Below are 23,557 nucleotides of genomic sequence, written 5' to 3' on the forward strand. Positions count from 1 at the left end.
GCGAGATGTACGACAACTTCGACATCCACGCAGCAGCCGAATCCATCCCCCTGACCGTGTTCGGAGCCACCGAGGAAGGCGCCGCCGCCCACATGACCGCCCGCCACGCCCGTGACAAGGACGACCTGGCCGACCTCCTGGCCGCCCTCGCCCTGCCCGACGACATCGACACCGTCACCGCCCTGCTCCCCCTCATCCCCGCCCCGGCCGACGACTCCCCGGCAGACCCCGAACCGACAGGAGACGAGCCCGCAATGCCCGACCAGCCCCCGACTACCGGCCTCGACGCCTTTGAGGCGATGGCGATCTCGATGCACAACGCCGGCGCCGACGTTTTCGCCATCACCGAGGCAACCGGCATGACCTGCCAGGAAGTCGAGAACCTCATCGTCGCCTTCACCGGCACCTCCGAACCGGCCACCGACGACGTCGACGCCGCCCCGGCCGGGAAGCCGACCGAACCCGCCCACGACACCGCCACGTATGACGCGGTCTCCCCCACCCCGGAGTCCCCGTCCTCGAAGCCCACGCCTACTGTGCCGGACGTCACCGACGTCGACGTGCTGCTGCTGTGGGCGGAGCAGCACACGCTTGCCAGCGTCCGCGCCACAGCCAGCCGCATCCGCCAGGACCTCGCCGACCTGGACCAGCGCCGCGCCGCTGACAAGGCCACCACTGAGGTCGAGGCCCGTATCGCCAAACTCCGGGCGGACCTCCAGGCCGAAGAGGAGCACTTGCGGCAGCTCAAGGCCAGCAGCCGCGCCGCGGCGATCGAGGTACCCACCCCGATCCGCCCTCAGCCCGCCAAGCGCTCCCGCGAGGAACTCACCGCGATCCGCACGTGGGCCCGGGCCAACGGCCACCACGTCGGCGTCGCCGGCGTCATCAAAGCATCGATCGTGGAGGCATACGACGCCGCCCACCCGCAGCCGGCCACACTGGCGAAGGCGGGCTGAGCGATGACGGCAGACGCGATAGTCCTTGACGGCTACCTGGACGAAGAGGTCGCTGCCGACGACAAGACCGGCACCCGCGCCCGCTTCCGGTTGATCGTCTCCCCCACCGACGAACTCGTTGACGAGATGCTGCTGCCGTGCAGCGTCAGCGCCTCCGAACTGACCGCCGCCGTCCTGCACGAGCTGCGCCCGGGCGACCACGTCCGCGTCACCGGACACCTCGGGTTGCCGCGCATCAGCGACCATCCGATGTGGCTCCAGGTGCTCACCCTCGAACTGCTGGACACCCCGCCCCTGGACTTCCCGGACGACGACGCCCGCGACGACCAGGCCGACGACGATTGCACCACGACGGCCGCCGACCCGGCGGTCCCGGTCGACAGAGACACCCTCTCCGACGTCGGTCGACTCGAGCGGTACGGGCCCTACGTCGTCTGGTCCGACCCCGACCTGTGCGCCGACACAGTGTGGACCGAGGCCGGCGACCTGCTCGGCACAGCCGTCTATCCCGACACTGCCACCACGCTCATCCACACCCACCAGCGCCGCGCCTACGGCGACATCTGATCCAAGGAGTGCACACCCTTGATCCCCATCAGGCGCGCCGCCGACGACCCCTCGGACAGCGCCCCCGCCCCCGGGCCGCCTGTCAACATCCCACAGCAAGCCGACCCCGTACGCCCGGATGCGATCAACGTCGGCGACATCGCCCGCAAGCCGCGAGCTCTCGCCACCGCCCTGCAGAAGCTCTACGGCGTCCGACGTCGGCACTGACGAGGCCCCGGGCCGCAGCAACTCCGCTGCGGTCCGGGGCCTTTCGTGCGTTCAGGACCGGTTTGGTGCTGCGCGGTTGCAACTTGTGACATGGTGCCCGTCCTCGGGAAGCGGGAGACTTGCCAACAACATGCGGAAGGTAGTTACCGTATGAGGAGAGTCCCCGCCGTGCTCATCGCCAACATCAGCCCGCGAAGTATGGGCAAGACGACCGACACCGGCGCCGTGCCGATCAGCGCCATGCGCCGCCCCGCCGCCCCGAGTACCGCGGCTGGCATCCCTGCCCCCGACACAGGTGCACCCGCAGTCTGGGCAACCTGATCACACGAGCACCACATCGAAGGCCCCGTCCCCAGCGACGCGAAATCGCTGAGGACGGGGCCTCTTTGTGTGGAGCGCGAAGCCTGGCCCCGATGGCCTTGATACGGACGGCCTTCCGGAAGCACGCCAGCCTTAACCGGGTTAAGGCTGGCGACAGGGGCGGATGCGTCGGGAGTCCGGTGCCGTGCTCCGTTCTGACCTATCTGTCGGCCTGGAGCAGCCAGGCCAGAGCCTCCCGCTGTTCTGGAGCCATGTACAGACGAAGCATGCGGTCGAACCATGCCGGGTTGTCCCAGGGAAGGTCCGGCACGGCCTCGTCGACAGTGGCACCGTTAACCGGGTTAAGCCCCGACGCTTTGCTGCCTCCAGCACGATCCGTTCCGCTCGTCTGGGTCGGCACGGATACATCCGCGACCTCGACGCTCGTGGCGGGACCGGTACCCGAGGACGGCGCTGCCTCGACCGCCTCCTGCGGAGCGATGCGTGTTCGCGGCTTCCGCGGAGCCTTAACCCGGTTAAGAGCCGCATCTGCCTCGGTCCGCTGCTTTTCAGCGGGCAGCCGTCCAATACGCCGACCGTCCTTGACCGTCAGCTCCCCGCTCGCGACCTTGTCCTGCAAGTCGCCTTGCAGAGACAAGAGAGCCAGCCGCTGTGACACCCACGCCCCGGACTTGCCCAGCCGACGCGCCACTTCCTCCTGCGAACCGTGCTTGGCCAGCAGCTCCTGTATGGCACGGGCCTGATCCAGCGGCGGCACGTCCACACGGTGAATATTCGCGATCAGCGCCGATTCCAGCATGTCTGCCGCGCTGGTCGCGAGGTCGTCGTTGACGTCGATCCGAAGTTCCGGCAGGCCCGCCAAGGCTGCTGCTGCGAGGCGTCGGTTGCCGTCGATGACGACGTACTCCACCGCGCCGATCGCCTTCTCCTGATCCGGGTGAACGGACAGGAAAGCGGCACGGCGCACCACGGCCACCGGCTGGAGCTGTCCGCGAACACGCAGGGACTCCGCGGTCTCTTCGACGTCGGTGAGTTCCTCGCGCGGATTGAACGGATTGTGCGCCAACACGGTCAGTTTCACCGAGGCCGGCGGCCTTTTCCCCTCGCCCTTCATGATCTGCTCACGGGTACGGATTTTGCGCGGCGGGGGAGTACCACCCTCGCCCTCTTCGCTGATCTCGAAGCCCCGGGTGATGCGTCGGCGGTCAGTCATACGGCAAGCTCCCTCGCGAGATCGCGCATCGCCTGCGCGTGTTCACTGTCCGGCGCGTACTCCAGCAGCGGGATCTCCCCGTCGGCCGCCTCACGCCCCTCCTTCAAGTCCCCGATCACGGCGAGCACGCTGGGAGTGGTGCTCTTCTCCCACTGCTCACGGTTCTCCTGCACGAGCTTCCCGCGGCGGCTGTCGTAGGCGTTGATGATCAGGCCCAGGTAGTCGACCTGGATCCGCCCCTTGGCGCACAAGTCGTCCTTCTGCTTCTTCAGCAGCCTCACCGCGCGGTGTGAGGCCCGGTTCGCCCACACCGGCGTGATGACGCCGGACCGGTCCGCCAGCTCGCCTTCGCGCCGGCGCACGTAGTACAGCGCGGTGTCCATGTTCAGTCCGAGGCTGGGCGGCCCGTCAATGAGGATGATGTCGTAGTCCGCTTCGAGTGGTTCCAGTGCTCGCTCGAGCGCGGCCTCGCTGAAGCTGACTTTGGACAGGGCGACGTCCCGCATGAACGCGTCGTCGGATGCAGGCAGCAGGTGAAGCCGGCCGCCGAAAACGTCCCCGTCCAGCGCGACCAGGAGGTCGCGGATGTCGCCCTTCGCGGTGCCGTCCATGTGCATCATCAGCGTTTCGACGTCGTCCTCGTACATGAGGTCTTCGAAGCCGAGCTCCGCGGTGAGGTGCCCCTGCGGGTCGTAGTCGACCAACAGGACCCGGTGGCCGCCTTCCGCGAGAGCCTGCGCCATCCCGGAGGCCAGGAACGTCTTGCCGACGCCGCCCTTCTGATTCGCAATTATCACCCGCACCACCGGCTGAGCCACCAAAGGCGCAGTGGGGGAGGGGTGGTTGTCGAGCCAGAGCGTCAACGCCTGTGCGAGCCCCTGTACATACGTCACGCCCCGGTCCGCGCACACCGCCTTGAATTGGTCCGGCTCGCCTGGAGGCAGGAAAGTGCCCCAGGTCTTCGCCCCGGCAGTCTCGGCTTCGGGAAGACCATCAGCCGCGTACCACGCCTTGATTGCATGCTCGGTGGCGTCCTGGATGTCCATGCCGTGCTCGAAGGCACGGATCTTCAGATGCCTGCGCAACTGGGGTGTGAGAGAGGTGATTAGCTTCTCTCGGTCCCCTCGCGGGTTCGGGATGCTCATGTGGCCAAACATTACTAGGTAGTGGACGAGGGTTGCCCGCCCCACACCGACGTTCACCCGCTCTTACACCCCGATACCTGGAAGGACCGCCGGACGAGACCGTCGTCCTGCCCCAGGAAGCACCGGGCAGGACGACGGTTCTGACGTCCCGTACGGCCCCTGCCTACTCGCTGTCCCGTGAAAGTCCGCAGTGCGGCAGGAACGTCTGCACCATGTCCCGCAGACGGTCGGGCAGGTGATCAAGTGCCTGGCTGTCGGCCGCGCGGCTCGAGGACGCCGCGGTCGTCGCGGCCGGCATCTGCCCTCAGGGCAGCATCGAGGACTGGGCCGACAACGTGCCCGAAGAGGCGCTGCCGTTCGACTACGTCGTGACACGTGGGAAGGTCGGGCTCCTCAGCGAGCTCAAAGGCCAGGCGAGCCGGAAGCGTGTCTTCGTCGAGACTCCGGGCTTCCTGGAGATCAGCCCGGATGCGGACTGGGGCGACAACCCCATGGGTGAGAGCCGGGTGGCGGCGGCGCTGTTCGAGGTGCTGGATCTCGCGGACTTGGACATCGTGCCGATCACGCCCGAGGGGATGACGCACCGGCCGGGCGATGCCTGCCCAGTATGTCTCCGCCCGCTGGGCAGGCATCTAGGCTTGCCGACTCCTCCGGGGTGAGATCAGTACCAAAACTGCACGGTGCTGCTTCGCAGGGTCACATCAGCGCGGCCGTTGACGCTGTCGATCGTGTAGTGATACTTGCCCTTCGGCTGGCGCCCCCAATTCTGCGTGGATGAACTGGCGCAGTGGAAAGTGCGCTTGCCGCGATTTTGATCTGGCCCGATGCGTTCTTTCATCAGCTTCACGACGACCGTGACGCTGGTGGCATACTTCACCCTGCAAGAAGTGAACCGCAGGGTAGTCCAGGTCCCATCAGTGTTCTTGTCTGTCCACGTCCGGCTCTCGTTCCCAGCCCACGCGTTGTTCCAGTAGGTCTTTACATAGCCTTCAGCGTGCGCCTGCGGCACCGACAACATGAGCAGCGTTGTGCTGATACCCGCAGCAGCGAGCGCGCGGGCTGCTAAAGAGGTGCGCATCCGACATTCCTTTCGCTCGTATCGGACGCTATAGACGCTTCGAGCCGGGTTGAACCGTGTTTTCGGACGATTCAGCCGGCCCACACGATGTCGAGGACGTACAGGTGCGGCGGCTGAGTGGTGCGGTTGATCCAGTACAGGAGGCTGAGTTGGCCGACGGCGGCGCTGCGGAGATCGGCGCCTTCGGGGTCGGTGGTGTCCCACTGGGGCCAGTGCAGTGGGGCGCGGGCGGGAGGGTGCGCAGAGTAGACGTCGCTGCGCAGCGTGCGGGCGATGTCGGTGAGCAGCCGACCGGAGACCAGGACCGTGCCCGGGTCGGTGACGCGCGGGCGGCGGCGGGGGTGGCGTAGGCGGAGGTTTCATAGTCGTAGCCGGTGACGGCGAGCTGGTCGTCGGCGGCGTGCAGCTTGAGGCTGACACACGGTCAGGCCTGGGGTCACGGGTGTGTAGGGGTCTCCTGCGGTGGAGTGTGCTGGCTGGCCGGAGCTAGCAGGTCGAAGGTCGGCCCGCGGTCGGGGCCCCGCACACGGTGGTGTGCGGGGCCCCGGTTCTGTGCGCGGCGGTCAGAGGAGGCGTTCGCTGAGCGGCGGCAGGTTGCGCAGGGCGGCGGCGCGCTTGCGCTGTTTTATCCGCAGCCGCCGCCATGTGACGGTCCAGGTGGCGATGTCGGTGATGCCGCAGACCTCCAGGAAGCGCACCATGGTGTTCTCCCTGGGCAGGTTCGAGCCGTTGAGCATGTCGCCGATCGTGCTGCGGCGCAGCAGGCCCCCGCTGGCGTCGGCGAGCTGGCGCAGCGAGGGCTCGCCCGCCCAGACCAGGACGTCGTTGAGCTTCTCGATGAACTCCGCAGAGGTGGAGCACTCGATGGGGTCGGGCTCGCGTCCGCGGACGGTCTTCCCCGCGGCGAGCTTGAGGCGGGCGCGCTGTCCCTCCCAGACGCTGCGGAGCATGTCCATCTCCAGGGGCTCGGCGCCGAGGATCTGCGCCGTCTGCGAGACAGTGCGCCAGGCGAACTGGACGTCCGTGCTGAACATCCGCTGCACGCCGGAGGGGCTGATCCCGATGCCGATCTCGCCGAGCTTGAGCGCGATGGCCTTGGGCGTGAGGCCGGAGCGGATCCGCATGTAGGTGAGCAGCAGGTGCGGCGTGGTCATCCCCACCATCTCCGCGTCCATGCTGCTGACCTCGTGCTGCGCGAGCAGCTGGGAGAGCGCGCCGACCCTCTGGCGGCCGGTCGGGCTGACGCTCATCGGGCGCTCCTGCCCGGCGCGGCACGCCTGGCGGTCCGGCTGCCGGCGGCGCCGGTGATCGCGTCGATCGCGACGCCGGCCAGCACCGCGGCCAGCAGCGCGGCCGTCACCTCGACGGCGAAGCCGAGGACGACCATGGTGGCCAGCAGGATGACGGTCAGGGCGGCGAGCTGCCAGCGGACGGCGCGGCGGGTGAAGCCGAAGCCCGGCCTGGGGGTGTTCGCGTCGATGACGCATCCGCCCCCGGCGGAGGTGCTGGCCGGGACGGGAAGTGGGTACGACGAAGTGGACTGGCGGCGCCGGAACATGGCGACTCCTCAGAGTGAAGTCTTGAAGCGGGACGGGGTATTGCGGGGCTTGGCCGCCCCAGTGACCTGAAAGTACGGCCACCAGATAACACTCTTCCTCTGTCTGATCCTGAACACAAGTAGCTCCGGACCGGTCGGATACCGGTGCCTACTACATGAGTTGAGGGGCGCGGATGTGCCGCCCGGAGTGTCGGCGGGCGAGGGTATGATGGTGCGCTTTTGCAGCAGCGCGGCCGGTCAGACGCAATTGCATGATCAAAGGTCCGGGGGTGTCCGGCAGCATCCGGAACTGTCCGGAAGCCGGGTCCAGGAGCCTCGTGTCTAGACCACTTACTGGCGCGCCGACCAGCGGCGGTCGCAGTTGGTCAAGGGTTCACTGTCCGGTGGTGTCCGAGTAGGTTGGTGGAGGGGCTCTAAATGCCGAGACTCCCTGATGACTCCGGTCCTTGAAGCGGGACGAAGTCGATCAAGGCGGTGCCGTTGGCCCGGCGCCCCTTACATGTGACGCAGACCACTGCGTCACGGAGGGTCCGTGCTCCCGAGTACGGACCCTTCGGCGTGTTCGGGTGAAACCCGGCCTTCCGCCCCCAAACGGCCCGCTGACGCCGGGCGGCCCCGCCGACGGCGAGCGTCTGGAGCAGGGAGCGATCGGCCGGGCGTGGGAGGCGCCGGACGGCACGCTGGTCTCGCTGTCCGACGAGGAGCTCGACGACCTTCCGCTACCGACGGCCAAGACGATCGAGATCAGCGGCGGCTGGCGAAGTCGGCGAGGCTGTCGACGAGGCGGCGGTCGGGGAGGCTGACTATGCCGCTGGGGTCGCGGGACGCGAGCCGGTCGACTTCGGCTTCCAGCCCGTCGGGCGGTGCTGTGCTGGAGGCGGATCCGTTGCGCCGTACGTAGCGGGCCACGACACCGAGTCCCTCGAGGAAGTCGCGGTCGGGGGCGATGTCTAAGGCTTCCTCCATGGTGCGGATGGTCTGGAGGTACCAGTGCTGGGCCTCGCGGGTCTCCCCGAGCACCAGGTGGTCCAGGTGCAGGCAGTAGGCGGCGATCCGGCTGCCCGCTCCTGCCGCGAGCTGCCACCAGAACTGGGCGCTCTCGGGCTGGTGGGTCAGGCTGAGCAGGCAGGCGAAGACCACGGCGCCCTGGATGTCGAGCATCTCCTCCAGGCAGCGGCGTTCGGCCGCGGGCAGGATCGTGACGGTGGTGTCGGTGCCCCACCGTTCGTCGACCTGGGCGAGGCGGTCGACGTGGGCTGCGGCGCCGGGGGTGTTCAGGACCCACCGGCACACGACGGTCAGGCGCTGCCTGGCCTGTCCGGCGCGGACGACTTCGCGGGTCGGTCCGCCGGTCGCCGCGTCCGCGGCGAGCCGGCGCAGGCCCGCTCCGACGTCGAAGGTGCGGGAGGACGTGGGGATGGAGGCGTTGTCCAGCAGGCTGTTCAGGGCGGCGGAGGTCACTGTCGTGCTCCCTTCCGGGCGGTGGCGGTTTCGGCGGGCAGGCCCAGTTGGACGCGCAGGCGTTCCTTGGCCTTCCGGACGTGGTAGTCGACGGTCCGCTCGTTCTTCAGTCCCAGCAGCCAGGCGATACGGGTGGTGGGGTAACCGAGGATGAACCGCAGCACGATGACGTCGAACTGGCGCGAGGGCAGGTCGGCGATGGCCGCGTACAGGCCCTGGCTGCTGTCCATTAACTGGAGCTGGCCGCGGGCGGACTCCATCTGCGCGGTGTACAGCGCCTGGAAGAGCGGGCCGTTGTCGACCAGGGCCGGCGCGCGGCCTTCGGCCTCCAGCTGCCGGACCACGGTCCGGCGCATGATCGCCCATGCCTGCTGTTCGAAGTTGCCGTCGCCCAGCAGGGCGTCCCAGTTGCCCAGGATCTCCAGGAATCCGCGGTGGACCGCCTCTTCGGCTTCGCGGCGGCTGCCGATGGTGACTTCCGCGTACTCGTGGAACGGCTCCTGGTGTCCCAGGTAGAGGGCCTCGAACTCCAGGGGAAGGGGGTGGAGGGCGCCGACGGGCTGGCCTCCGCTCCTTGGTGCGGCGGCCGGAACGTCATCGTTCACAGCGGCCTCCGTGCGTAGACGTCATCGTGCTTCCTTGACGGGGGTCGGCCCGGGGCCCTCGGCACCGTGCCGAAGGTTTGGCCTCAGCACCACTCAAGCGATTTCGGGGGCCGCTCACGCATCGTTGCCCCGAAAAAAATCACTGAATGATCATGAGTGAGCACAATTAGTAGTATCTAAGCGGGGGGCATCGCTGTGACCAGGCGGGATGCGAGTTGCAATTGCGAAGACGTTCAAAAACCGGGACAGAAGTGGTCCGGATCACACAGTGACCGGCCTGTCTGGATCATGATCATGTGGGCAGATTGCCCAGAAAGACCATTCATGCGCACGCACGTCCAGCCCGACCGTGTGGCTGACGGGCCGCTCCAAGGGCGTCGCCGCTGACGGCGACGCCGCGCACCGTGTGCACGGGCTCGCCGTCCGTGTCGGACGTCCTTCCGGTCCTACCGCACGCGGGTGACGGTGACGACCGCGTGGCGGGTGGTTCCCGCGGCGGCTTCCACGGTCAGGCCCGGAGCGACCGGCGTGTAGGGGTCTCCTGCGGTGGAGCGGGCCAGCGAGCCGGAGCCGGCCGGGCGGAGGCGGGCGGCCGCAGTGGCGGCGGTGCGCGGATCGAGGCGCTGGGAGATCGCACGGCGCCCGTCGGGCAGTTCGACCACCAGGGCGCGGGGCCGGCGGGGACTCCCGGTGAAGCCGACCACCGCAAGGTCGACGGTGTCGGAGTGGCGGAGTTTTTTCCAGATTCGTCCTGCCCGGTACCGTCCGTCGCCGCGCTTCGCGACCAGGCCCTCGATGCCCTGCGCGCGGAGTGTTTCGTACCAGGCGAGGGCCACATCGCGGCCGTCGGTGGCCGGGACGGGCTGGATCGGCGGCCCGAGCGGCTCCAGTGTGTCGAGCAGCAGTTGGCGCCGCTGTGTCCAGGGCCAGGGCCGTACGTCGCCGAGCCGGGCGGTGGCGAGGATGTCGAACACCGCGTACGACGCGGGGAGGTCGTGGGCGAGGGCGGCGGCACGGGCGGGGGAGGAGGCCATCCGGCTCTGCGCGGCGCTGAAGTCGATGACGCCGCCGGTGAAGACGACGGCCTCGCCGTCCAGGACCGTGCCGGGCTCCAGTGCCGTCCCGGCCGCCGCGAGGTCGGGCCAGGACCGGGTGCTGTCCCGGCCGGAGCGGGCCTGACACCGTACGCCGCCGACCTCCCGGCGCATGACCATCCGGTGACCGTCGTACTTCGGCTCGAACCACCATCCCGGACCGGCGGGCAGAGACGTCACCGGCTCGGCGAGCGCTACCTGTATCGGGTCCTCCACACCGCCAGCCTGCGCCACCGCATCGGGTCCGGCACCCCGGACCCGGCCTCGCCCCCGCACGCCGGGACCGCGCGGGGTGTGCCTACGACGGTTCGTCGAGAACCTTCACGGCGCAGGCCGGGCACGAGGCCGCCCGGCCGGAGTCCAGCAGGGCGCGGGCGGCCTCGTGCCCAGCGAGCGGGGCCGAGCTGCCGTCCGTGCGCCGCAGGCACGGGCCGTGGTGGACGACGTCGCCGTTCCACCGCCGCTCCAGAGTCCACCCGGCCAGCGCGCGGCGGCGCCGCCCGGCCTGCTCGGCGGCGAGCTGTTCGAGGCGGGCGGCCCGCTCGAGGCGGGCGAGTTCGTCGCGGGTGCGCTGGAGGTGGAACGAGAGCCACTGCTCCACCGCGCGCAGACGGACGATCCGGCTCGGCTCAGAGTCCCGCTCAAAATCGTTCACTTGTACGAATATAGTGGGCGGGTACCATCCAGCAGCGCGGTGACCAGCGGAGACCGGGTGTACCCGGTCGACGCGGCGGTCACGAACGGCGGAGACAGCCCGCTGCTCCTGGCGCTGGCCGCCGGTGCCGTCCCGTGGACGGCGGTCGGTCTGCGGCTGGCCTGGCTCGAGGAACTGCGGCGCCGGATCGGCGCGCTCGTCCGCGAGACATCGAAGGCCTAACCGCGCAAGCGCCTCGACGGGACCGCGACCCCGCAGCGCCATCCCGGCTACCGGCACCCCCATCGCTGAGGGCCGTGCCGTCAGGAGTGTTCGTCGGCGCCGTACTGCTCGGTCGTGGGTGACCGTTGTTCACGGGTCAACTGACTGTGTGGTTCCGCTCCCGCCGCTGCCATCCCCCAGCAGAATCATTCACGCCGCGGACCGCGCAGCATGAGATAGGTCAGCGTTCCGGCGGCTGCGAGCGTAACGATTCCCACGCAGATGAATGCCACTCCGCCTGCGCCCTCCTCGTTACTTCCCTGGATGATAAGAAATACGGCAGCAATGAACGTGATGATGATGAAGATCACCATTCGCCGCGCCATATTCGGACCCGATTTTCCCATTGCGCACCAATCTTAATATAGTTGACCTGATAAGGGATGTGAACGTGTGGGATTGAGCTGGTCGCGTGGCCGCGGAATCGTCTCCCGCGGTCACGCGACTATTGACGCGCTCTCCTGGGTCTGTTGCCTAGGAACTCTGGCAATCGGTGGGTTTACTTCGGCCTGCTCCTTCTTTTCATCCGTAAGAAATGATGTCAGCGCCGTATTTGGAGGCGGCGACTCCTACCCCGCAACTGGCCACAACTGCGGTGCCTGTGCCCACCGGGCCGTAGATGCTGGCGTACATAATGATGCCGCTCTCTGAGGCGGCTCCAACTCCCGCCAAGCAGCCGGAGACATATCCCGTGATCTCGCCTACCTTGTCAATGGCGTCGCTCAGGAAGTTCTTTCCGGTGGGATCGGTGTTGTTGATGGGGTCGTCGCTGGCGTAGGCGTAGCGGTTTCCCTGGGCGGGGTCGGCGAGGAACGAAAGTGCGTCCTGGGTGGTGAAGCGGCCGGTGGTGGGGTTGTACCAGCGTTGGCCGTATTTGATCCAGCCGGTGGTGCGGTCGTAGGTGCCGCCGACGAAGCGGTAGGGGTTCTGGGCTGCGGCGGATCCGGTGGCGGTGGTGGTCTGGTAGGCGCCGTAGGGGTCGTACTGGTAGACGGTGGAGGTGACCGTGGACTGGTTGATGAATTCCACGGGGCTGCCGAAGCCGTCGGTGATGTAGTACGCCTCGGTGCCGGTGGTGGTGCGCAGGACCAGGGGCTGGCCGGTGGTGGGGTCGTGGTCGATGTAGGCGGTGCCGGCGTCGAGTGTGACCTGTTCGATGACGGGCTGGCCGTTGCCGTCGGGGCGGCCGTAGACGTAGTCGACGTTGTCGCCGGTGTCGGTGGTCTGGTGGGTCAGCTCGGTCTGACTTTCCGGCGCCTGACGGATCGAAGGGGGCGGCTCCTGGTTGGCGACGTGCCCGGCAGGGGTGACGGTGCCCGGTGCGGGACGGGTTGTCCGGTACGAAGCGGTCATGATCCTTTCTTCGATGCGGCGTACGGTCTTCGCCTCCGGTGCCGCTCTGGCCGTCCTGACCCTGCCGCTCGCGGGCCCGGCTGCCGCGGCTTCCGTGCCCACATCCGGCACGGCGGGGGAGACGGGTTCCCTTCCGGTGAGCCAGGCGCTGGCGGCGCTTCCGGTCCGGGCGGAGGACCGCACCGGGTACGAGCGCAGCAAGTTCCGGCACTGGATCGACGCCGACGGCGACGGGTGCTCGACCCGGCAGGAGGTGCTGAAACGGGACGCGCTCACAGCCCCGGTCCAGGGCCCGCGCTGCGCGCTGACCGGCGGCACCTGGCTCAGCCCGTACGACGACACCTACGTCGACGACGCGAGCAAGCTCGACATCGACCACCTGGTGCCGCTCGCCGAAGCCTGGGACAGCGGTGCCTCGGCCTGGACGCCCAAGGAACGACAGGACTACGCGAATGACTTGGGTGACCCGCGGGATCTGGTCGCGGTCTCCGCGAAATCCAATCGGTCCAAGGCCGACAAGGACCCGTCGCAGTGGCTGCCGCCGGCCGTCGGCTACCGCTGCACCTACGTCACCGACTGGATCGCCGACAAGACCCGGTGGGGCCTGGACATCGACACCGCCGAACAGACCGCCCTGACCAGTACCCTCGCCGACTGCCCCGACACCGTCATCACCGTCACCACAGCCCGGTAACCACCCCGCCCCCCCTGCCCGGCCTGCCCGCGCGCCGCGCCGTCAGCCACACCGCGATGCGGATGTCACCGAGGTCGCCGACGACGACCAGTTCGATCTCACCTCCCGCGAGGAGCAGCAGAAGGAGCAGACCGAGACCGTCATCCGCACCGCCCACGCAGCGGGCAAAGCCGCAGTGTGGGTCATCGGACAAGGCATCGCTGCTGCCAGCAAAGGCAAGTGGTACCGGCGCAGCCACGCCTCACTGGAGGACTACGTAGCAGACGTGATCCCAGACGTCGTGCCCCGACAGGCCCGCCGCTGGGTGACGGGCTACCCCGTCCGTTGGCCATCACCTCCCGGACGGGCGAGTCACCCGTCGAAGCGCAGGTCCAGGAGATCACCGACCTGCCCGAAGACGTGGTCGTGGAGCTGTACTCCGCAGCGGACGAAGCGGCCCGCGCCGCCGGACCCGTCTCACGGCCAAGCACCTCACAGACCTCCGGCGCTCCCTACGAGACCAGCCGTGCCCGAGGGCCAGGACGCTGCACGGGAGGATCTGCGGGTGCGCGCAGCGAGCATTTTCCAGCTTCCAAAAATTCCCGGACCAATTGGTCCTGGATCGTTCGAATCAAATTCGAACGCGGCTGCGGCAGGGGCAGACGAGAAAGACGTCCAGGATGCCGAGGCCATCGAGCACCCCCAACTGGACACCCTCAACCGAGGCTTGATCGAGCTCAAGGCAGCCCGGAGGCACCTCACCAAAGCTGCGTTCCAGGAGTCGACCACCGAAAGTGATCCCGAGCGCTACGGAGAACTCCTGCAGGACATCGAGGCCGCCCGTTCCGCAGGACTGCGACACCTCTTCTCCCGGCCTTGAACGCTCGGAGAAGGAGGTGTTCTCCTCTTCGGGGTCCGCCCGGGGGGCGGCGGGGCGCAGCCGGCGGGTGGCGCGGGCGGGGGCGGAGATCCGCGGCGAGGTGCTGGTGACGCTGGCCCGGCTGCGGCTGGCGGAACCCGAGCAGCTGCGCGCGCTGCTCCTGGACCACCAGGAGGGCACCGACTACGTGCGCCGCGCCCTGCGGAACCTCGCCGCCGAACGGCCGCCGTTGGTGGGCCGGGTGCAGCGGGCACAGCAGTCCTACTGGTTCTGCACGACCGCCGGTCTCGCGGTAGCACCCGCCTCCGGGCTGCTGCCCGCGTTCAACGGTTCCGCGGGCGCCCGCACGACAGGGAGGAAGGCGGCGGCGAAGACGGGCTTGCGCGAGCACGGCCTGGCCCTGGTCGACACCGCCCTGGCCTTCCACCACTCCGGCGCCGCCGACGCGGGCGACTGGCAGCTGGAGGCCGCGCACCCGACCCCGGCCGGCCCGCTCATCCCCAACGCCGTGGTGCTGCTCGCCACCGGGGGGTTCGCGTTCGTGGAGCTGGACCGCGGCACGATGTCCTACGCCCGGCTTATGGCCAAGCTGGACCGCTATGCCGCCTACCGCACCGCGCCGCCGTCGGGCCGGGGAACGCGGCCCGGGCGCCGCGCTCGCACTGGCAGGACCACTACGCCGGGCCGTACCTCGAGCAGCCGTTCCCGCGGCTGCTGGTGGTGTTCGCGCCGGCGCCGCGGCGGGCGGCGCCGCCCACCCGGGAGGCGGAGTTCCTGGCCAGCGCGGCTGGCCTGGAGCCGGTTCGCTTCCGCCGCTTGGCCGTCGCCACCGTCGCCACGGCCCGGCTGGCCGCGCAGGCCCGGCCGCGGCGGTGTGGCGGGTCGCCGGCGCCCCGGAGGGCGGTTGGAGCCTGGACCGCCTCCCCACCCCGCAGTAAGTCAAGCCGCTGAGGACCTGCAGGAACGACCGGGCGGGTGTCCCCGTCGCCTGCCGGTGGGTTCATGTGATCGTGCACCCTACGAGGTCTGCCCGCCTAGCGGCGCTTCGGCAGCAGATCTGCAGGCAGGCCAAGATCCCTGACCGCTTCTGTCACCAGCTTCTTCATCGGGTTGCCCTTGATCATGGGGCTCATCACGCTGGCCGCTTGCAGCAGTGGGATCACCATCCAGCACAGATCGGACAGTCGGTCAACGAGGGGCTGATCAGAGACGGTGAGGCTGCCGTCGTCTGCCAGCTTCACGTACGCAAGCGAGGTGAGATCAGTGGTGTGCGTGTATGCCGAGAGGTTGCGGTACAGGGGATACATCATCGGCTCTCCGTACGCATTCACCAGGTTGACGAACTTGCTCAGCTCTCCGACAAGGCGCCGATGCTGCTTCTCCTCCTCCGCCGTCGCGAAGGTGAATACGGGCTTCTCGCCGATGTCGATACCAGCCAGGTGCCACTTCGCCTCGGTGAGGTTGTCGTTGAGCTTCTTCCTGCTCTGCCAGGATTCGTCGATGAACGCGTTGTAGGCAGGTTCGCCGTTGTCGGCCAACCAGTGCATGGCGTAGGCGTGGCCGATCAGATTGCGCATCAAAGGCACTGCCTCAACGCTGAATCCCCGCTCGTATAGCAACATCATCGCCTCCGCGGTCCGGTTGGCGAACATCCACCACCCGGCGAGGACCGGGAACACAACGCTGTACTGGGCGTCGACGATGGCTTGGACGTCCAGAGCGTCGCTGGCTCCGGCTATCAGTTTGGGCACGATCGCGCGCACCCGCCTCGCTGTTCTGTTGTCCGCCCTGAACGTGAACTCCGTCATGTCGAGTGACGCTACTCACCGGACCTGGCTCTGCGCAGCCGGGCATAACGATGAGCGAGGTCTGCGCTTATCCGGCCCCGGCCCGCCTCTTACTCCGCTCGCACCCCCTGGCGGGTGGTTTCGCCGGTTCGCGCTGTGGCGGTGGTGGTGGGCGCGTACGGTCCGGGCCCATGGACGACATCGAGTTGACCGATGATGAGCACCTGCGGGCGCTGGCCGCGCTGGAGGCCGTCGTCGGCAACAACGACACCGGCCTGGCGGTCCTGGCTGCGAGCGGCGCGGGGGAGAAGCCGCTGCCGGAGCTGCTGGCCGCGTACGGGAAGCACACGCTGGAGCGGATCCTGGTCGCCGCGTTCGGCATCACGTCCGGGATGGACCGCAGCGAGATGGGCCCGCGGCTGGCGGAGCTCAACGCCGACCCGCAGGCCCGCCTGACCTTCCTCCTGGCCGAAGCCCTGCGTCAGCAGGCGGCGCTGGCCGGCGACGACCTGGTCACCGCCAAGCACATCGGAAGATCGGTCCTGGGGGCGGTCCACGCCTTCACCGACGCCGACGACTCCGACGCCCTGACCCTGCTGCGCGCCCTGCGCAGCGAGGTCCTGCGCCCCGGTTGACCGGCCGGGCCGGTCGTTCACCGGCGTCACCGCCGCTTCGACGCGGCTCCTGCCGGTGCCCCTTACGGGACGACTGCCAAGGCTCCTACCGTCCAACCGGCCACCGATCAGAGCGTTTCCGGAGGTCAGGCCACAAGTAGTGATGTTATCCGAGGCCTCGACATCCCCTCTTGCCCTCCACCCCCTGCTGCACCCGATGAAAAGGAGACGGGTGCGGCTGGGTGGTGGGCGAGGCGCGAGGGGCTGACGGGCGGTTTCGTGTGCCTCCGGCGGCCCTGGCGGGGCGCAGGCCGCCGCTGTGTGCGTCGGCCGGGAAGCGGAGCAGCAGGGCGCTGCGGGCCCATCAGGCGGGCGCTGACGCTGCTTTGACGGTGGGCCGGGCGAGACTGGACTGCCTGATCACCGCAAGCGGGGAGGCAGGCGTGAGCCACACGCAGGAGCAGGGGCAGATACAGGGGCCCGGACAGACCAGGACCGGACAGCCGGGGAAGCCGAAGCCGAAGCGGGTGCTGTACCCGTACGGGTCGGCGTCACCGGAGCGGGACGACGCGATCACCGTGCTGGGGGCGCTGAAGGTCGCCACCGCGACGCAGATCATGCGACTGGTGCGCCCGCACCTGACGGACAACAAGTCGATCCGCAACGCGCTGCTGGACTTGGCCAAGCACGGCCTGGTGGTCTCCGAGGGCAACACCGCCGGGCCCCGGGGCCGGATCGGCGCCCCGGGCCGGGCGGGGCCGGCGGCGCAGAAGCTGTGGCGGCTGACGGCGGCCGGTCTGGACTACGCGGACCAGATCCTCGAGGAAGGCGTCGACGGCGGCCTGGCCCGCGGGGTGGCCCGGGGCGGGGCCAAGCACGCGATGGCCGTGAACGAGACCGTCACCGCGTTCGTCTGCGGCGGCACGCTCCCCGACGCGGCCGCGGGCATCTGCGGCATCGAGGCGTTCCGCACCGAGACCCACCTGCCGATCGCCTCGGGCAGCAAAGCGGCGGTGCGGGTCGACGCCGTGCTGCGCGCCCCGGCGGCCAGGGTGCCGGTGCTGATGCTCGAGGTCGACCGGGGCACGGAATCACCCGAGCGGGTCGCGGAAAAACTCGCCCGCTACGAGACGTACTTCGCCCGCACCCTCTTCGAGGTGAAGCACAGCAACGCGATGGGCGGCAACACCGGGACGGGGCTGCACTGGCAGACGCTCTTCCCGCCCACCGGCCGCCCCGGCACCCCGCCGGTCGCGATCGTCTTCACCGGCGCTGGCCGCGCCGCCCTGGCGAACCGCATCAACCGGGTCCTGAACCTGACCGCAGAGCACTGGCAGCACAGCTTCGAGACCTATCCCTTCCCTGCGGGCAATGTGCCGCTGCTGGTAGCCGCGCTGGACGACCTGGCCGCACATGGCCCCCAGGGGCCGGTCTGGCACCGGGCCGGCGGCCACATGCCGCTGCGCGGCCTGGTCCAGGCGCTGGACGACAGCCGGGACTGAGTCTCACCCTTGGGACAGCAGCAGCCGGGCCGGGTTGTGCCATCTCGTGTCAGCGGGACAGCCACGGCGGCGCATAAGGGCCGGGCCGGGGCTTCCTGCCCGGAGTCCCGGCCCGGCCGGTTGCTGCTGCGCGAGGTGGTCACCCCGGTGGGGCGGCGGCCCCCCCAGGCGTAGGCGTGGTCGTCCAGTAGGACGTCCTCCAACTCCCCTTCCCACAGCACGTACAGCAGCCGGACGGACTCCATCCGTTCGCAGAGCACCAGCGCGTCGTGCTGCCCGACCAGGGCGTGCCGGTTCTGGGCGGTGGAGACATTGCCGAGACCGTAGGCCGCAGGATTCGGTCAGGTGATCGTGTTGCTGTTCAGGCAGTGTCGTCTGCGCGCGGGGCCAGGAGGTGGACGACGTCGGCGTCGGAGTGGACACGTTGGGCGTAGTCGACGCTGTGGGTCTGATCCGAGGCGTAGTTCAGACGTTCGCGTTGCTTGCGGAGGCGTTCCTCGCAGGCATCGATGATCTCGCCCCAGGTGATGATCCGGATGGTAATCCGGTCGTCTTTCTTCACATAGCCGTCGGGGTGCTGCCAGCGCACTACATCCTGGATGGAGTTGCCGACCAGCCAGAAGTCCCAGTGCGTCTGCTCGTCGTGGCGATAGCGCTCGTCCTGAGTGAGGGCGTAGGCGTAACTGCTGATCTGGGAGACCTCGGCCTCGCTGAGTCTTTGGCTGGGTCGTTTGAGCTCAACAATCAAGTGCTGCTTGGTGCGGTCGGCTCCGGCTACGCACGACAGTAGGAGATCGAGCCGTCCGGTTGTGCCGTCAGAACGACGGACTGCCCGCCGGGGCATGGGAGGTCTGCCCTCCAGGAGAGGGAGGTGACGCTGGAGGGCCTCGGTCAATCCGATCTCGGACACGCCCCGCGCGTACTCGTCGCCGAAGATCCACAATTCTTTCTCCAACATGCGGTGGAGCTGGGTCTTCTCCCGCAACTCGTACCGTGACTGGAACTCGAACAGCAGCCGGCGCAAGGTGGCAATGGCGTCGATCCGATCGACAGTCTCGGCATTGGCCGCGATCAGATTGGCTAGCGGGGTCCGATCGACCAGGTTTTCCAATTGCTCCCGCTGAGGCGCCGTGAGCCCGAAGAGCTCGTCGAGAACCCGCGGCATGGCGTTGGGCTGTCGCCGCAGTGCTTCGCGCAGGAGGACCATCTGAGTCCGGCGGGCTTGCTTTGGGCCCTTCATCTGTCGGCTGACCAGCGCAGCGACCTCGTTGAATGTGTCCCGCTCGTCCTTTTCGACCGACTCCTGCGGGTCGCCGGAGTAGGGATACACACCTTCCTGAATCCACTGCTCGACCAACAACTGGGTGCGCCTGCGCTCTTTGTCCCGAAAGTGTGTGCGTAGCCGCGCTCGAGCAGCCTTGACCGTCGCTCCAAGCAAGGAGTCGGCCTGCTCGAATTCTCCTTCCAACGTGTCGTGGTCCGTGAGGTTCGCGAACTTGTCCCACAGCACATACGCAGTGAAGTGGAAGTCCGGCGCTTGGATCTGCGCGAGCATCGTCACGCGGTGCACTCCCGCGTCGTCACAAATCAATAGCTCACGCCGCTTGGGCTTCGTGTGCCACTCCACGATCCGCAGGAGCGGCCCGGGGCCATCGGTGCCGTGCTGGACGTCCAGCGGTTCCTGAAATTCGTCCTTGACCGCTTCCTTCGGATTGAGGGCGACTCCCTGCCACGACACCCTTGCGGTCGGGTACTTGCTCAGGTACATCGCGAGTCTGCTGGTCAACTCCTGCTTGGCACCCTCTGCGGTGAGGCGTAGTTTCCGCTGCGCCTCACCGGTGACCCGTACTACAGTCCCGGTCCCGCGGGATGGCTCGGGCCGATCATCCACATCGAAGTCGCTGTCACCGTCTTGGAATCGGATGACCACTTCGCTCCTGCCGGCGGGGCCGTCCGACACCGACGTCCAGGTCGCGGTGGAACCCAGTGCCAGAACCCTGAAACGACCGAACCCGTGGCGACCGTGCAACTGCCGACCTGCCTCGGTAGGGGGAGCGTTGCGCTTCCAGGAACCGCCCATGCCCTTGAAGGCTGACTCCACCGTTGCCCTCGGGATACCGTGCCCGTTGTCTGTGACTACTACCGCCTGGACTCCACCGAAATCGTCCAGTTCCAGGTCGACGCCCACCTCGGTCGCGTCGGCGTCCAGACTGTTCCAGATGAGTTCTTCAACGGCACCGAGAGGATCGGTGCGTCGAGCGACCTTCTCGATGAAGTCGGGGCGCACTTCGACAGGAATCCGCATACGGGCAGCATGTCACCCGCTGCTGTCAATCCTCCACCGAATGCGGCGGTATGAGGTCCCCCTCATGCGCCTGTTACCAGCGCATGCCCAGCGCGGCCAGCTCCTGGCGCCGCGTCTCGCTCAGCTTGTCGGCCCGCCTGCGGGCGTTGTCCACGAACAGCCCGAGCTTGTGTTCGACGCCGTCCACGACTTCCACGGCCTTCCTGGACGGCTGTAGGTGGCCCTCACGGGCGTGGAACTGCCGGGCCGCCGCCATGTTCGCGTTCCACTTGTCCGCCTGCGTACGAGACGCCGGCGGCCGCTCGTCAGGCCCGGCGGGGGACAGGTTGAGCATGTGCTCGAGCATCCACTGCTGCGCGGGCAGCAGGGCGTCCCAGTCCAGGCGCTGCGCCTGGACCCACGCGCCCAGGTCCTCGCCCTGCACCGTGGACTCGCCGGGCCCCGGCAGCGCGGCGCCGGCCTCGATGACGCCCCTGCACAGCTTGTAGCAACGCTGCCAGGCCACCGGCCAGGCCGGGCACCACGACGGGTCGATGGCCTCCAGCGCGTCCCTGCGTTCCTCGGTCAGCGCCCCCACGGCGGAGCCGACCGGCAGCCCCTGCTCGCGCCGCGCCTCGATCTCCGCGAGCCTGCGCCCCGCCGTCCTCAAATTCTTGGCCCACACCCCCACTGGATGCCCGTTCCAGGTGGCCGTGGTGGGCGGGAGGAAGTGCCCGTGGGCGGCCGCCCACCCCCGCGCTGCTGACAGCCCCTCCTGAAACGCGACGTCCCAATGCGACCAGACCATCCGCAGATTTTCGAGTTCCTGGACGCGTGCGGGCTTCATCTCACCCGCGTTGTAAAACCGCCTCTGGTCAGCGATCCACGTTCCCAGAGGAAAGTCAGCGGGCTGCCAGCCCTCCGGAGTGGTGAATGCGTAGGGGACTCTCAGATCCCCGTTCTCTTTCACGTACCGGGTTGCGGCCTGGATTCCCTGGCGCCAGTACGTGTTTTCGGGCTGGAGAATCCGCAGTTTCATGAACTGCGCCAGCACGGCGGGGTCACGCGGGGTGGAGAAGGAAAGCAGGCTCTTTGCGGGGGCCGATGTGCCGCGCTCCTCACCCCGGCCCGCGGCCTTCGTCTCCGCCGCCGACGGCTTCCGGCTGCGGGTGTTCGACTGCTGCTCCGCCAGAGCCTCCACGGTGTCCGCGTCGTGGCTGCGCAGCGCAGCCAGAATCCGGGCCAGCCCGTTGTACCCCTTGGACGTCAGCATGGCGTCGGGGTCCTCGCCCTTGCCGAGGAAGACCGGCACAACCAAGCTGGCGACCTTGCCTTCCCCCGGTTTCATGCGCAGGGCGCGGCCGACGATCTGGAGGATGTCGACGGCGGATCCGCGCACGTCTCCGAAGAACACGGAGTCACAACCTGGCGTGTCTACGCCCTCGCCGAGAATCCGAACACTGCTCAGCAGCCGCAGGCGCATCGGGACCAGGTCGCCGTCCAGGCGCTCACCGACCGGGTCCGCGAACGTGGCCAGCACCTCCTTGCGGCGCTTCGGCTTGTGCTCCCCGCACAGCCAGTCCGACCACACCCGATCCGGCTCCGGGTACGTCTCCGGATCGTCCTCCCACAACCGCTGCGCCACGGCCGGCACCCCGGCCGCCATCGCCTCGGCCTCGCTGGTCCGGTAGTGGAAGGTCAGCATCCTGCGCAGGCCGCGCTCGGCGGCGGTCTTCACCGCAGCTGTCTGCAACGCGGCGAGCCGGCTCCCCCGCACGTTGTCCGACCTGGCCTCGATCCCCAGCAGCGCCGCCGCCTGGAGCTCCGGGTCGGTCACGTCGACACACACCACCTGCCACGCCGCGACCAAGCCGAGATTGCGGGCTTGGGAGAGGGTCAACTTGTACGCCACGCTGCCGAACAAACCGTCCGGGTCGTCTTCCATGCTGGCGACCAGCACTGGCGCGCCGCCAGCACCTTCCTCGGTCTCCGGCGCCTCCCACACCCTCGGGGTGGCGGTCATGTAGAGCCGACGGTCGGCCGGGATCTTCACGTTGTCGTGGATCGCGGCCCACGGCTTGCTGCCCCTGCCGCTGGTCCGGTGCGCCTCGTCCACCACCACCAGCGACCAGGGCGAAAGACCCGCCTCATGCGCCCGCTGGAGCGTCCCCAGACCCACGCTGGCGTACGTGGCGAAGACGGTCACCTGCTCCCGGCCTCGCGTCCACGCCACCAGCTCGTCCACGTCCGTCGTGCACGCCAGCCCCCCGGCCTCATCAGCCCGCAGCGAGCACACCCCGTAGAACTGACCGGTGCGCCCGCCAGCCCGCCACGCGGCCGCCATCTGTGCCAGCAGGTCCAAGGTGGGCACCAATACCAGGACACGGCCCGCCCGCAGTTTCCTCGCGGTCAGCACACCCATAAAGGTTTTGCCCGAACCGGTCGCGGCGATGACCTGAGTCCGCAGACCCTGCACGGGCATTTCCTGGCCCGGCTGCAATTCGAGTTTCCGCACCGCAGCATCGGACGCCTCGATCTGATGTGGGAGCGGGTCCATTTCCACGACCGCGTTTTCCACTTTGCCTTTGACTACCACCACCATGGTTTTGACGCTCCCCTATCCCGAGACGATGCGTGCCCCGGGCGGGTGTGCTCCGGGGGTGGTGTCTGAGTCCAGAGGTTAGCGCATACGCAAAGTTGACGCACCAGCGAACGGCCCCTCTGATCGGAACCGTCCGAAACCGATCAGGCCCCCCATGTTCCGATTGCCCTCGGTGTCGTTCTGGCCGTCCGGCGTTGGGTAGGCGAGCGCTATGAGGACATGGCGCTTCTGGTGGCGCGTGGCGGTCGTGTACGTGGCTGCCTCCGGCGTGTGGATGGTGCTGGAGCACTGGCAGATGCACAACAGTTGGAGTCACTCGGTCGGGGCCGGCCTGATGTTCGGGGTCATCCCTCTTGGTTCGACATTGGGCAGTTACATATGCATGCGCATCCGCAGGAGGCGCGACACCTTGCCCCCTTCCCCCTAGCCAGCCTGCTCGTTGCCGGCCCCCCACCGGCCCAGGCTGAACCCGTGTTCCCGCAACTCCCACGGGGCGCGGAGCGCACCTCCCAGGACCCGGGCGGAGCGAGGGGCCAAGGACGGCCAGGAGGCGGGCGGAGCCCGCCGCATGGCCGTCCGTTGGCGGTCCGTCAACCCTGGAGCGAAGCGGAGGGGTTGGCCCGGCGGAGCCGGGCAGACCGCGCGAAGCGCGGTCACGCAGAGCGAAGCGAGGCGTCACCCCCGCGCGAAGCGCGGGGGTCGCTTGCACATCGCGCAGCGATGTGGTACCCGCTCCGCGGG

The 23,557-nt window shown here is 68.5% G+C and carries 25 protein-coding genes; 10 read left to right on the forward strand and 15 right to left on the reverse strand.

Annotation, left to right across the window (positions count from 1 at the left end; translation table 11 throughout):
• Window positions 1-5 precede the first annotated feature (5 nt).
• Genes ACIOC1_RS34255 through ACIOC1_RS34265 form a run of 3 tightly spaced genes read left to right on the forward strand, consistent with a single transcriptional unit; the run spans window position 6 to window position 1,730 of the window.
• Window positions 6-956 carry a histone-like nucleoid-structuring protein Lsr2 gene (locus ACIOC1_RS34255; protein WP_391049342.1) on the forward strand — a complete coding sequence of 317 codons (951 nt, stop codon included), beginning with the start codon at window positions 6-8 and terminating at the stop codon, window positions 954-956.
• Window positions 957-959: 3 nt separating this feature from the next.
• Window positions 960-1,523, forward strand: coding sequence for a hypothetical protein (locus ACIOC1_RS34260; RefSeq protein ID WP_401858308.1), 564 nt, complete (start codon window positions 960-962; stop codon window positions 1,521-1,523).
• Window positions 1,524-1,541: 18 nt separating this feature from the next.
• Window positions 1,542-1,730, forward strand: coding sequence for a hypothetical protein (locus ACIOC1_RS34265; protein ID WP_391049346.1), 189 nt, complete (start codon window positions 1,542-1,544; stop codon window positions 1,728-1,730).
• A 520-nt stretch (window positions 1,731-2,250) separates the two neighbouring features.
• Here the strand turns inward: ACIOC1_RS34265 and ACIOC1_RS34270 are convergent.
• Window positions 2,251-3,264: a ParB/RepB/Spo0J family partition protein gene (locus ACIOC1_RS34270; RefSeq protein ID WP_391049348.1), complete on the reverse strand. Its 1,014-nt coding sequence runs from the start codon at window positions 3,262-3,264 to the stop codon at window positions 2,251-2,253.
• On the reverse strand, window positions 3,261-4,409 hold the full coding sequence (locus ACIOC1_RS34275) for an AAA family ATPase (RefSeq protein ID WP_391049350.1): 1,149 nt from the start codon (window positions 4,407-4,409) through the stop codon (window positions 3,261-3,263). Before ACIOC1_RS34275 ends, ACIOC1_RS34270 begins: the two co-directional genes overlap by 4 nt.
• Window positions 4,410-4,744: 335 nt before the next feature.
• On the opposite strand from ACIOC1_RS34275, the gene ACIOC1_RS34280 reads away from it, so the two are divergent.
• Window positions 4,745-5,068 carry a hypothetical protein gene (locus ACIOC1_RS34280; protein WP_401858313.1) on the forward strand — a complete coding sequence of 108 codons (324 nt, stop codon included), beginning with the start codon at window positions 4,745-4,747 and terminating at the stop codon, window positions 5,066-5,068.
• Window positions 5,069-5,070: 2 nt separating this feature from the next.
• Here ACIOC1_RS34280 and ACIOC1_RS34285 read toward each other — a convergent pair whose 3' ends face one another.
• From ACIOC1_RS34285 to ACIOC1_RS34315, 7 genes are all read right to left on the reverse strand, one after another.
• Window positions 5,071-5,487: a hypothetical protein gene (locus ACIOC1_RS34285; protein WP_391049352.1), complete on the reverse strand. Its 417-nt coding sequence runs from the start codon at window positions 5,485-5,487 to the stop codon at window positions 5,071-5,073.
• 563 nt (window positions 5,488-6,050) lie between these two features.
• Window positions 6,051-6,737, reverse strand: a complete 687-nt coding sequence (locus ACIOC1_RS34290) for a hypothetical protein (protein ID WP_391049354.1) — start codon at window positions 6,735-6,737, stop codon at window positions 6,051-6,053.
• Entirely contained in the window at window positions 6,734-7,045 is a 312-nt protein-coding gene (locus ACIOC1_RS34295; RefSeq protein WP_401858316.1) for a hypothetical protein, read from the reverse strand. Before ACIOC1_RS34295 ends, ACIOC1_RS34290 begins: the two co-directional genes overlap by 4 nt.
• Before the next feature lie 744 nt (window positions 7,046-7,789).
• Entirely contained in the window at window positions 7,790-8,506 is a 717-nt protein-coding gene (locus tag ACIOC1_RS34300) for a hypothetical protein (RefSeq protein WP_391049358.1), read from the reverse strand.
• Complete coding sequence (locus ACIOC1_RS34305; RefSeq protein ID WP_391049360.1) at window positions 8,503-9,111, reverse strand: sigma-70 family RNA polymerase sigma factor; 609 nt, start codon at window positions 9,109-9,111, stop codon at window positions 8,503-8,505. The genes ACIOC1_RS34300 and ACIOC1_RS34305 overlap by 4 nt, the downstream gene beginning before the upstream one ends.
• A 446-nt stretch (window positions 9,112-9,557) precedes the next feature.
• Window positions 9,558-10,421, reverse strand: a complete 864-nt coding sequence (locus tag ACIOC1_RS34310) for a DNA ligase (RefSeq protein ID WP_391049362.1) — start codon at window positions 10,419-10,421, stop codon at window positions 9,558-9,560.
• Window positions 10,422-10,503: 82 nt separating this feature from the next.
• On the reverse strand, window positions 10,504-10,860 hold the full coding sequence (locus tag ACIOC1_RS34315) for a hypothetical protein (RefSeq protein ID WP_391049364.1): 357 nt from the start codon (window positions 10,858-10,860) through the stop codon (window positions 10,504-10,506).
• Between the two features lie 39 nt (window positions 10,861-10,899).
• Between ACIOC1_RS34315 and ACIOC1_RS34320 the strand changes: the two genes are divergently transcribed.
• Window positions 10,900-11,082, forward strand: a complete 183-nt coding sequence (locus ACIOC1_RS34320) for a hypothetical protein (protein ID WP_401858321.1) — start codon at window positions 10,900-10,902, stop codon at window positions 11,080-11,082.
• Window positions 11,083-11,267: 185 nt separating this feature from the next.
• Here ACIOC1_RS34320 and ACIOC1_RS34325 read toward each other — a convergent pair whose 3' ends face one another.
• Window positions 11,268-11,435 carry a hypothetical protein gene (locus ACIOC1_RS34325; RefSeq protein WP_391049368.1) on the reverse strand — a complete coding sequence of 56 codons (168 nt, stop codon included), beginning with the start codon at window positions 11,433-11,435 and terminating at the stop codon, window positions 11,268-11,270.
• A gap of 208 nt (window positions 11,436-11,643) precedes the next feature.
• A complete protein-coding gene (locus ACIOC1_RS34330; protein ID WP_401858325.1) occupies window positions 11,644-12,474 on the reverse strand; it encodes an RHS repeat-associated core domain-containing protein in 831 nt (276 codons plus the stop codon).
• Here ACIOC1_RS34330 and ACIOC1_RS34335 point away from each other — a divergent pair.
• Window positions 12,473-13,168 carry an HNH endonuclease family protein gene (locus ACIOC1_RS34335; protein ID WP_401858328.1) on the forward strand — a complete coding sequence of 232 codons (696 nt, stop codon included), beginning with the start codon at window positions 12,473-12,475 and terminating at the stop codon, window positions 13,166-13,168. The genes ACIOC1_RS34330 and ACIOC1_RS34335 overlap by 2 nt on opposite strands.
• Here the strand turns inward: ACIOC1_RS34335 and ACIOC1_RS34340 are convergent.
• The gene (locus ACIOC1_RS34340) at window positions 13,152-13,325 is read right to left on the reverse strand and encodes a hypothetical protein (RefSeq protein WP_401858331.1); all 174 of its coding nucleotides are present in this window, start codon (window positions 13,323-13,325) and stop codon (window positions 13,152-13,154) included. The two genes, ACIOC1_RS34335 and ACIOC1_RS34340, sit on opposite strands and share 17 nt — an antisense overlap.
• Window positions 13,326-13,673: 348 nt before the next feature.
• On the opposite strand from ACIOC1_RS34340, the gene ACIOC1_RS34345 reads away from it, so the two are divergent.
• Both ACIOC1_RS34345 and ACIOC1_RS34350 read left to right on the forward strand, forming a co-directional pair.
• Window positions 13,674-14,027: a hypothetical protein gene (locus ACIOC1_RS34345; RefSeq protein WP_401858334.1), complete on the forward strand. Its 354-nt coding sequence runs from the start codon at window positions 13,674-13,676 to the stop codon at window positions 14,025-14,027.
• A 106-nt stretch (window positions 14,028-14,133) separates the two neighbouring features.
• Entirely contained in the window at window positions 14,134-15,108 is a 975-nt protein-coding gene (locus ACIOC1_RS34350) for a replication-relaxation family protein (RefSeq protein WP_401858354.1), read from the forward strand.
• Here ACIOC1_RS34350 and ACIOC1_RS34355 read toward each other — a convergent pair.
• Window positions 15,062-15,835: a DUF5677 domain-containing protein gene (locus ACIOC1_RS34355; RefSeq protein WP_401858337.1), complete on the reverse strand. Its 774-nt coding sequence runs from the start codon at window positions 15,833-15,835 to the stop codon at window positions 15,062-15,064. The genes ACIOC1_RS34350 and ACIOC1_RS34355 overlap by 47 nt on opposite strands.
• 170 nt (window positions 15,836-16,005) lie before the next feature.
• On the opposite strand from ACIOC1_RS34355, the gene ACIOC1_RS34360 reads away from it, so the two are divergent.
• Window positions 16,006-16,449: a hypothetical protein gene (locus ACIOC1_RS34360; RefSeq protein ID WP_401858340.1), complete on the forward strand. Its 444-nt coding sequence runs from the start codon at window positions 16,006-16,008 to the stop codon at window positions 16,447-16,449.
• A 422-nt stretch (window positions 16,450-16,871) separates the two neighbouring features.
• The gene (locus ACIOC1_RS34365; RefSeq protein WP_401858343.1) at window positions 16,872-17,930 is read left to right on the forward strand and encodes a replication-relaxation family protein; all 1,059 of its coding nucleotides are present in this window, start codon (window positions 16,872-16,874) and stop codon (window positions 17,928-17,930) included.
• 361 nt (window positions 17,931-18,291) lie between these two features.
• Here the strand turns inward: ACIOC1_RS34365 and ACIOC1_RS34370 are convergent, their stop codons facing one another.
• Entirely contained in the window at window positions 18,292-20,235 is a 1,944-nt protein-coding gene (locus ACIOC1_RS34370; protein ID WP_401858346.1) for an ATP-binding protein, read from the reverse strand.
• Between the two features lie 73 nt (window positions 20,236-20,308).
• Window positions 20,309-22,816, reverse strand: a complete 2,508-nt coding sequence (locus tag ACIOC1_RS34375) for a Helicase associated domain protein (RefSeq protein WP_401858349.1) — start codon at window positions 22,814-22,816, stop codon at window positions 20,309-20,311.
• Window positions 22,817-23,557 lie beyond the last annotated feature (741 nt).

It is taken from the genome of Streptomyces sp. NPDC088197 (assembly GCF_044741185.1).
GTDB lineage: Bacteria > Actinomycetota > Actinomycetes > Streptomycetales > Streptomycetaceae > Actinacidiphila.